Source organism: Serratia sp. 2880STDY5682894 (assembly GCF_001537385.1).
Lineage (GTDB): Bacteria > Pseudomonadota > Gammaproteobacteria > Enterobacterales > Enterobacteriaceae > Serratia > Serratia nevei.
Genome location: NZ_FCJA01000005.1, coordinates 52,360 through 61,178 on the forward strand (window position 1 = coordinate 52,360; position 8,819 = coordinate 61,178).

General features: G+C 61.5%; 7 protein-coding genes. 4 read left to right on the forward strand and 3 right to left on the reverse strand.

Features of this window, described 5'->3' with window-relative positions; genetic code table 11:
* Window positions 1-61 precede the first annotated feature (61 nt).
* A complete protein-coding gene (locus tag AWX27_RS12920; RefSeq protein WP_016930082.1) occupies window positions 62-574 on the reverse strand; it encodes a SprT family zinc-dependent metalloprotease in 513 nt (170 codons plus the stop codon).
* A gap of 372 nt (window positions 575-946) precedes the next feature.
* Here AWX27_RS12920 and fumA point away from each other — a divergent pair, with 372 nt between their 5' ends.
* Together fumA and AWX27_RS12930 are read left to right on the forward strand one after the other, a co-directional pair.
* A complete protein-coding gene (gene fumA, locus AWX27_RS12925; protein WP_033635936.1) occupies window positions 947-2,593 on the forward strand; it encodes a class I fumarate hydratase FumA in 1,647 nt (548 codons plus the stop codon).
* Window positions 2,594-2,743: 150 nt separating this feature from the next.
* A complete protein-coding gene (locus AWX27_RS12930) occupies window positions 2,744-3,610 on the forward strand; it encodes a helix-turn-helix domain-containing protein (RefSeq protein ID WP_048234664.1) in 867 nt (288 codons plus the stop codon).
* On the opposite strand, the gene AWX27_RS12935 is transcribed toward AWX27_RS12930, so the two are convergent.
* Together AWX27_RS12935 and AWX27_RS12940 are read right to left on the reverse strand one after the other, a co-directional pair.
* On the reverse strand, window positions 3,534-4,586 hold the full coding sequence (locus AWX27_RS12935) for an XdhC family protein (RefSeq protein ID WP_060422662.1): 1,053 nt from the start codon (window positions 4,584-4,586) through the stop codon (window positions 3,534-3,536). The two genes, AWX27_RS12930 and AWX27_RS12935, sit on opposite strands and share 77 nt — an antisense overlap.
* Before the next feature lie 8 nt (window positions 4,587-4,594).
* Complete coding sequence (locus tag AWX27_RS12940; protein ID WP_060422667.1) at window positions 4,595-5,179, reverse strand: nucleotidyltransferase family protein; 585 nt, start codon at window positions 5,177-5,179, stop codon at window positions 4,595-4,597.
* 208 nt (window positions 5,180-5,387) lie between these two features.
* Here AWX27_RS12940 and AWX27_RS12945 point away from each other — a divergent pair, with 208 nt between their 5' ends.
* Window positions 5,388-8,177, forward strand: coding sequence for a xanthine dehydrogenase family protein molybdopterin-binding subunit (locus AWX27_RS12945; RefSeq protein WP_060422673.1), 2,790 nt, complete (start codon window positions 5,388-5,390; stop codon window positions 8,175-8,177).
* Window positions 8,174-8,728, forward strand: coding sequence for a (2Fe-2S)-binding protein (locus AWX27_RS12950; protein WP_038879260.1), 555 nt, complete (start codon window positions 8,174-8,176; stop codon window positions 8,726-8,728). The genes AWX27_RS12945 and AWX27_RS12950 overlap by 4 nt, the downstream gene beginning before the upstream one ends.
* Window positions 8,729-8,819 lie beyond the last annotated feature (91 nt).

An 8,819-nucleotide genomic window follows, 5' to 3' on the forward strand; every position in this document is an offset into this window, starting at 1 on the left:
CGGAACTTGCCGGCAGTGGCAAATGGCGATATTTGCTTGTTTTAACGTATAAATCGTTTAACTAAAGGTTCTCGCTAGCAAGAAATTTCAGTTTCTCGCCGCACCGGCGGCAGCGGTATTCGCTTTCGCCGCGCAGCACGCGGTTATGGCGGCGAATGGTGAGCTGGTGCTGTCCGCAGCCGCAGCGGTAGGGGAAGGTTTTGCTTTGCACCGAGGCGGTTTCGAAACGGTGAGTGCGGCTGGCGGGGGTCAGCAGCACGCTTTCCATCATCCAGCGCCATTCGCGGCCGTGCGGCGCCACCCGGCCGAATTGGCGAAACACCAGCAGGTGCGCCAGCTCGTGCGGCACCACTTCATCGATAAACGGCTGTTGGTTTTCCAGCAGCAGCACCGGGTTCAGACGGATTTCCCAGCTTTGCAGCCAGGCGGTGCCCGCGCTGGTGCCGCGTTGCTGATAGACGATGCTGGGTTCGGGGAACTCGACGGCAAAATGCCGGCGTGCCAACTGCAGCTTTTCTCGCAGGCAGCGCATCACCGCTTGTTGCAGCGCGATGGGGATTCTTGGTTTGTTCATTGCGGCCTAGCTTAAGCAATGGCGCGGCGGCTGACAATATGCCCCGGCCTAAATCCGCATCCGACGCTTTCTTGGCGCTGCGCGCCGGTTTTTCGCCACATTGATGAGACGATCGCCGCCGATGGATTGTAATCAATGTGTTAACTGCGGGATAATAAAGCGTGCATGATGAGCCTGTACCCGCAGTTCTCACCGAGCAAGGTTGAAACGCCGCCTGTGGTAATCCCTTACGCAAAGAGCGGTTATTTTGCGATTTGGCGCAATAACTGACTGATTAAAAATACGTAAGGTGGAGGCAGTTTTTTGACAAGGCGCCGAGCCGTGCGCCGCAAGTGTGAATTTAACGCAGCTGATGTTGCAAGTGAGAGATCAATGTCGAATAAACCGTTCCACTATCAAGATCCGTTCCCGCTGAAGAAAGACGATACCGAATACTACCTGCTGAGCCGCGACCACGTTTCCGTGAGCGAATTTGAAGGCCAGGAAATTCTGAAAGTTGCCCCTGAAGCGTTAACCCTGCTTGCCCAGCATGCGTTCCACGACGCCTCGTTCATGCTGCGCCCGGCGCACCAGCAGCAGGTGGCCGATATCCTCGACGATCCGGACGCCAGCGAAAACGACAAGTACGTTGCGCTGCAATTTCTGCGTAACTCAGAAATCGCCGCCAAGGGTATTTTACCGACCTGCCAGGACACCGGCACGGCGATCATCGTCGGCAAAAAGGGCCAGCGCGTCTGGACCGGCGGCGGCGATGAAGCGGCGTTGTCGCGCGGGGTGTACAACACCTACATCGAAGAGAACCTGCGCTATTCGCAGAACGCCGCGCTGGATATGTATAAAGAGGTCAATACCGGCAGCAACCTGCCGGCGCAGATCGATCTCTACAGCGTGGACGGCGAAGAGTACAAGTTCCTGTGCATCGCCAAGGGCGGCGGTTCCGCCAACAAAACCTATCTGTATCAGGAAACCAAGGCGCTGCTGTCGCCGGGCAAACTGAAAAACTACCTGGTCGACAAGATGCGCACGTTAGGCACCGCGGCTTGCCCGCCGTACCACGTGGCGTTCGTCATCGGCGGCACCTCGGCGGAAGCGACGCTGAAAACCGTCAAGCTGGCCTCGACCAAGTATTACGATGGCCTGCCGACCGAAGGCAACGAGCATGGCCAGGCGTTCCGCGATCTGGAACTCGAAGCGGAACTGCTGCAAGAAGCGCAAAACCTGGGGCTGGGCGCGCAGTTCGGCGGCAAATACTTCGCGCACGATATCCGCGTGGTGCGCCTGCCGCGTCATGGCGCCTCCTGCCCGGTCGGCATGGGCGTCTCCTGCTCGGCGGACCGCAACATCAAAGGCAAGATCAACCGCGACGGCATCTGGCTGGAAAAACTGGAGCACAATCCGGGTAAATTCATTCCTCAGGAACTGCGTCAGGCCGGGGAAGGCGAGGCGATCAAAGTCGATCTCAACCGCCCGATGGCCGAGATCCTTAAACAGCTGTCGCAGTACCCGGTTTCCACCCGCCTGTCGCTGAGCGGCACCATCATCGTCGGCCGCGATATCGCGCACGCCAAGCTGAAAGAGCGTCTGGATCGCGGTGAAGGCCTGCCGCAGTACGTCAAGGACCACCCGATCTACTACGCCGGCCCGGCCAAAACGCCGGAGGGCTACGCGTCCGGTTCGTTGGGGCCAACCACCGCCGGGCGTATGGACTCTTACGTCGATCTGCTGCAATCCCACGGCGGCAGCATGATCATGCTGGCGAAAGGCAACCGCAGCCAGCAGGTGACGGATGCCTGCCACAAGCACGGCGGCTTCTATCTCGGCAGCATCGGCGGCCCGGCGGCGGTGCTGGCGCAGCAGAGCATCAAGAGCCTGGAGTGTGTGGAGTATCCTGAGCTGGGCATGGAAGCGATCTGGAAAATCGAAGTGGAGGATTTCCCGGCGTTTATCCTGGTGGATGACAAAGGCAATGACTTCTTCCAGAAGATCCAGGCCGGTCAGTGCTCCAGCTGCCTGAAATAAGCGCGGCCCCCTTCGCCGCCTGCGGGCGGTGAAGGGGAGTGTGTAAAGTCCTGTAGCTTGCTGGACGTCGAGTTTTAACCTGTATACCCTACGCGGATAGCACTAAAATTCGACTAATGGAATATCGGCAACAGAAGGTTCGGCAAGCACATGGGTACGCAGGAAAGTCATATCAAGGAATTGCTGGTCTGGATTGAAGATAACCTGACCAATCCGCTGTCGTTGGACATCGTTTCCGCCAAGTCAGGCTATACGAAATGGTACCTGCAGCGCATGTTCAAGAAGCAGACCGGGCTGTCGTTAGCCTCGTACATCCGCGCTCGCCGCCTCTACCTCGCCGCTTTCGCCTTGCGTTTCACGCAGAAGAGCATTCTCGATATCTCGGTCGAATACCAATTCGATAACCAGCAGACGTTCTCGCGCTGTTTCAAGAAACACTTCGCCGAATCGCCCAGCGTGTATCGCCATGCCCGCAAGCAGGACTTCAGCAATCTGGTGCGTTCGCTGGCGGCCAGCCAGCCCGGCGATATTCAGGTTGAACGCGTCAGCATCGCCCGGGGGCAATACGCCTTTCACGGCAAGCGGTACGCTTATCACCTGGATATCGAGAAGCTGGACAAGTCGCACCTGCCACAGCGCAGCGCGCTGCGGGGGCAGTTCTACACCTTGTTGGGCGAGCGCCCGACGCAAACCTATTCGTTTACCCAGCTGGTGCCGGACGGCGAGCGGGTCAGGGTCGATTATACCCTGGGCGTGACGACGGAATACCCGCTGCGCGAAGGCGTGGTGCTGGAGCCGCTGCCGGAGATCCACGGCGAGTTTTGCCGTTTTCGCTATTCCGGCAAGCCGGTGGCGCTCAACGACCACATCATTCAGATCTACACGCAGGTGTTGCCCGAAATGGGGCTGGCCCGCGGTGACGGGCCGGACATTACGGTGTTCAGCTATTCGCTGAGCGGGAAAGAGGAACTGCATCTGGAGCTGCAGCATCTGGTGCCGGTGGTGCCGCTGCATTGATCCCGTCGGCGGCCGGCAGCCGGTTTTTGTGCTGCACGATCGCCGCCATCACTGCCAGGGCGATCTCCGCCGGGGTTTTGCTGCCCAGCGGCAGGCCGATCGGCGCATGGATGCGTTCCAGCTCCTGCGGCGTGAATTCGGCAATCTGCTGCAAACGCTGGCGCCGCCGCGCGCTGTTTCTGAGCGATCCCATGGCCCCGATGTAAAACGCCGGGGTGTGGATCGCTTCCATCAGCGTCAGGTCGTCCATGCGCGGATCGTGGGTCAGCGCCACGACGGCGGTATTGGCGTGGCATCCCCCTTCTTCAATAAATTTGGCCGGAAACTGGCGCAGCAACGTCACGCTCGGTTTCAGCTCGGCGGCAAAGTTATCCAGCACCTCCGGGCGGTTCTCGCACACCAGCACCTCAAACCCCAGCGCCACGGCGAAATCGGCGCAGTACAGCGCCACGCTGGACAGCCCGGCGATCAGCAGGCGCGGCGCGGCCGCGATGTGCAGGGTGATCTGCTCGAGCCGGCGTTCGACCTGCGTGGCGCTGGTGAAGTGGCTTTGCTCGAGGCTGTGGCAGGCGTTGGGCAGCGTCAGGCGTTTGATCAACGCGTGATGCCCTTCCAGCGCGCCGGCGATGCGTTGCAGGTAAGCGATGCTGTCTTCACCCGCCGGCAGGTATTCGATCAGCACGTCCAGCACGCCGCCGCAGGGCAGTGCCACGTTGGGCGTCATGCCGCCTTCGCCGTAACGGATCACCTGGCTGGCCGCCTGGTACTCCCCGGCGGCCACGCGGCGTAAAAAATCCTCCTCCACGCAGCCGCCCGACAGCGAACCACTGTAGCGGCCGTCGCGGGTCGCCGCCATCAGCGCGCCCGGAGACCGCGGCGAAGAGCCGTAGGTACTGAGCACGGTGCATAACCAGACCGGCTGTTGCTGCAGCCAGCTTATCGCCTGGCTGACCACGGTGACATCAAGATGTTGCATAGGTGAATTTACTCGCTGGCCGGGAGTTGCGATGGAAGATCAATATCCTGCACGACGCCGGGGTGCTCAAGCGGCAGCAGGTGCACTGCCGCGCCTTGCAGCAGTTCACGCGCGCCATTATCGCCGCGCAGTTGGCAAAGTGGTTTGCGCAATAGGGCGGAAAAGCCGACCGGGTGGCCGGGCTGTTGCGCATAGCAGGGGCGCACGATCGCGTGCTGCCGTAAGGCATCCGCCACCTGCCGGAAAACCTCGGCGCCGACGAACGGCATATCGGCCAGGTGGATCAGCCAACCCTGCCAGTGCGGCGTGGCCGCAACGCCCGCGGCGATCGAGTCGCCGAGGCCCGAACTGGCGAGCAGGGTGACCGGCACCTGCTTGGCGGCGCAGGCTGCCAGCACCGGCAGATTATCCGGCCGGGTCACCACCTGTACCGGCAGGCCGGAGGCCAATGCCTGGCGCAGGGTGTGTTCGAACAGCGATCGCCGCTCGCCCGCCGCATCGGCAAATCCGGCGTTCAATTTGTTGCCCTGGCCGCCGGCCTGAATAAAGCGCTCCCCGCGTCCGGCGGCGGTAATGACAATGCCCGTGGTCATGGTTGAAGTCCGCGTTTGCGCAAATTATTTATTAGCCTACAAACTACCTGTGTTTTGTAAATGTTTTTTTGTTGAAAACAGCCTGTTAATCATCACATAATTTTAGTTATAAGCATATGCTTATGACGTCTACGGCAAGGTCGTCAGCGTTTGCGCAACAACACCGCGAACAAAAACCAATTACAAGAAAGACGTGAAGGACTTATTTATGAGCAATTTCAACCCGTCGCGGCGCCGCTTTATCAAAAGCGCCGTGATTGCGGGGGTGTCTGTGTATCTCGCGCCCCTGTACAGCCGCGCCTACCCCGCGCTGTTCGAGCAAAAAATCCTCCAGTCACCCAACTGGGATCCGCAGACCAAACGCGTCCGTTTCCGTATCGATGGCCGCGCCAAGGTCATGGGGCAGAAGGTGTTCGCGCGCGATATCCGCGCGGTGGACATGCCGCACTGGCCGCAGAAACAGGCGCACGCCTTCATTCTGCGCGTCACCAAAGCCGACCGGCTGTTCGAAGGGGTCGATCTGTCGCTATTGGGGGACGACCTGCAGCCGGATCGCCTGGTGACGGCGGAAGATCTGGCGCGCGACGGCCTGGCCTTCCCGGCGTTCTACGGTGACGACATGCTGCTGCCGAGCGGCAAAACCCCGGCCTACCTCGGCCAGGCGGTGGCGATCCTGATCTATCACGACTTCGCCCGTTTCCGCTTCGCCAAGGACAAGCTGAAATTCCGCGAAGAGACCATCAAATACGGCGCGGTCACCGGCCCGCTGGAGCGCGATCCCTGGGGCAGCTTCCGCTATGTGCGGGTGGGGGGCGATCAACCGTTCGACGACGATCGCTTCTCCAGCCTGAAGGACACGCCAATCTTCCCGGTATCGATGAAAAAACATCTGCCGGTGTGGCCGGAAGGGCGCGAGGGCGGCAAGCTGGATCAGGAAGGCATGCGCTATGCGGGCCTGATCGCCGACGAGATGGCAAACCCGCCGGCCGATTGGCTGGTGATGTCACGCCGCTACACTACGCAGTCGATCGATACCTCGGCGCTGGAGCCGGACAACGCCAACGGCTGGTTCGACGCCGAGACGCAAACGCTGCATCTGGTGGTGCCGACCCAGTCGCCGCAGGAAGTGGCCGACGAGATGCCGCGCATGCTGGCCAAGCGCAACCCGCCGGTGAAACAGCTGATCCTGCACCCATGCTACACCGTGGGCTACGGCTCGAAAGATCACTACAACTTTCCCTATTACGGCGCAGTGGCGGCGATGTACGGCGACGGCCACCCTGTGCGCCTGGCCAATGACCGCTTCGAGCAGTTCCAGACGGCGCTGAAGCGCCACGCGTTCGATATGAATTACCGCATCGCGGTGAATCGCCAGACCGGCGTTATGCAGTCGTTCCTCGGTGACATGACCGCGGACGGTGGCGGCCGCAGCAACTTTACCCCTTCGGTGGTGATGGTCGGCGCGACCGCCGCCCAGTCGATTTACTATTTCCCGAAAAGCGATCTGTCGTCGGTCGGGCTGGCCTCGCGCGCCATCGACGCCGGCTCGGCGCGCGGTTACGGCACGCTGCAGAGCATGGCCGCCACCGAGATGATGGTGGATGAGCTGGCCGCCGAACTGAAGATCGACCCGATCGAGTTCCGCCTGCGCAACGTGCTGAAATCCGGCATGAAAAACACCCAGGGGGCGATCCCGGCCGGTGCGATCCGTGCCGATGAAGTGCTGGAGAAGGCGGCGAAGCATGAGATGTGGCTCAAGCGCGCCGAACGCAAGGCCGAGTTTGAGAGCCGCCATCCTGGCAAGCGCTATGGCGTTGGCTTCGGCTGCGTGCAGAAAGACTTCGGCACCGGGGCGGAAACCTCGTTCGCCCGGGTGGAGCTGAGCGAAGACGGCCGCATCACGCTGCATCACAGCGGCGCGGAGATGGGCACCGGCATGTCGACCTCGCAGTCGGTGCTGTGCGCACAGTGGCTGGGCAAACCGGCCGACGAAGCGCATTTCTCGGTCACCGACTGGTCGGTGCTGCCGATGGTCACCAGCGGCGATCCTTACCTGATGTCGCAAGAGGAGCAGGATAAGCTGCAAACCAACCCTAACTGGACGCCGAGCTACTGCTCGCCGTCCAGCGCCAGCAACTCGGCCTATTACTTCTCGCATAGCACCCGCGAAGCGGCGCGCCTGATCTTCGATCGCGGCCTGTGGCCGGCGGCGATGGCGCTGTGGCAGGCCGGCATCGGCGGCGGCCAGGCGGCACCGCTGGTGGTGCGGCGTGAGGATGCGCGTTGGGTCGAGGGCGGCCTGACGGCGGCGGGCATGTCGGTGCTGAGCCTCGAGCTGCTGGCCAAGACGGCCTATCAGATGGGCGGCGTCACCGGCGCGGCGGTGCACGTTTTCAACCGCTGGCAGTGGGCGGAGGCCGATTTCACGCTGAACGGCAAAAGCGAACGCCTGCCGATCGACGGCATGGCGCTGCGCAACGCCGGCGGTGAATTCAAACCGCTGGCGCGCGGGCAAGTCTACTACCCGCCAACCCAGCGCAACAATGCGGCGGTGACATACTACAGCGCCGTTGGCACGCTGGCGGAAGTGGCGGTGGATATCGCCACCGGCCAGGTGGAATTGCTGAATCACCATTCGATCATGGAGTGCGGCAACCTGATCGTGCCGGAACTGGTTTCCGGCCAGCTGCAGGGCGGGCTGGCGATGGGGATCGGCCATGCGCTGCACGAATATTTACCGCTGTACGAAGACGGCCCGGGCAACGGCACCTGGAACTTCAACCGTTACCACCTGCCGCGCGCCAGCGACGTGGCGGTGTGGAAACAGAGCGGCGACATCCTGCCGGCGCTGTCGGAAACCGATCCGCCGAAAGGCATGGCGGAGGTGGTGATGATCCCGATCGTGGCCGCGCTGGTCAACGCCATCGCCGACGCCACCGGCCACCGTTTCCGTGATTTGCCCGTTCGTGCAGAAAATATTCGTGAGGTATTACAATGAGCATTAAAACCCAGCCGATCTCCCTGACCATCAACGAGAAGCAGTACGGCCCGATCGAGGTGCCGGAAGGCTTGATGATGATCGATTTCCTGCACGAGTACCTTGACCTGACCGGTTCGCGCCTAGGCTGCGGGCAGGGCATTTGCCACGCCTGCGTGGCGATCGTCGATCACCCGAGCGGCACCAGCGAAGAGGTGCGCACCTGCATCACCGGCGCGCATTTCTTCAACGGCAAGAAAGTGCGTACCGTCGAAGGCCACGCCAAGGTGGACGAGCAGGGCGAGGTGGTTGAACTGTCGCCGATCCAGCAGGCGTTTCTGGAGCACTACAGCTTCCAGTGCGGCTATTGCACGCCGGGCTTCGTCAATGCCGCTACCATTTTCGTGGAAAAGCTCAAGCGTGAACCTATCGCTCGCGAGCAGCTGGAAAGCGCCATCGAGCAGGCGCTGGACAGCCACATCTGCCGCTGTACCGGCTATGTGCGTTACTACGAAGCGGTGCGCGACGTGGTGCTGAAAACGCCGGGCCTGCTGAAGGAGACGGCGCAATGAAAAAACGTCTCGCAGTATTGATTGTGCTGGTGGCGATCGTGGTGATTGCGCTGCTGTGGTGGCGGGAAAACCGCCGTTACGACGGCCCGTT